Source organism: Flavobacterium aurantiibacter (assembly GCF_002251775.1).
Classification (GTDB): Bacteria; Bacteroidota; Bacteroidia; order Flavobacteriales; family Flavobacteriaceae; genus Flavobacterium; species Flavobacterium aurantiibacter.
Genome location: NZ_NOXX01000077.1, coordinates 1 through 476, shown reverse-complemented (window position 1 = coordinate 476; position 476 = coordinate 1). Strand labels below are relative to the sequence as shown.

The following is a 476-nucleotide window of genomic DNA, read 5'->3' as shown; positions in this document are numbered from 1 at the left end:
GAAGGAAAGCAAGGAAGAAGCTATCATTCCAATAAAACAAAGGCTGTTGTGGCTGTTGAATTATCTGAAAAACAAAAAGTTAAGCGCGTTTATATTAAAGCTATTGACGACTACTCAGCCAAGTCTCTCACGCCCATATTCACTGAACACATCAGCTCCAGTGCTAAAGTTGTAACTGACAAATGGAAGGGGTACATTCCGTTGAAAAAGGATTACAACATCGAGCAAATCGAATCCAATAAAGGCAAGAACTTTAAACAACTACACGTAATTGTTCATCAAGTCAAATCATGGCTGCGAACTGTGCCCACCCATGTAAGCAAAGACCACATTGAACGCTACTTCAATGAATACTGCTACAGAATTAATCGCTCACAGAGCAAACAAACCATATTCCATAAAACCATTCAACGAATGTTAGCAGCTCAGCCAGTTAGTTATACTGATTTGATAAGGAACGCAAATGGATAACTCAA

1 protein-coding gene is annotated in these 476 nt (G+C 38.9%); it reads left to right on the top strand.

The window, feature by feature from the left end:
- Window positions 1-471 (top strand): IS1595 family transposase (locus CHX27_RS00980; protein ID WP_243388930.1); only part of this gene is annotated, 471 nt, incomplete at its 5' end.
- Window positions 472-476: the final 5 nt, after the last annotated feature.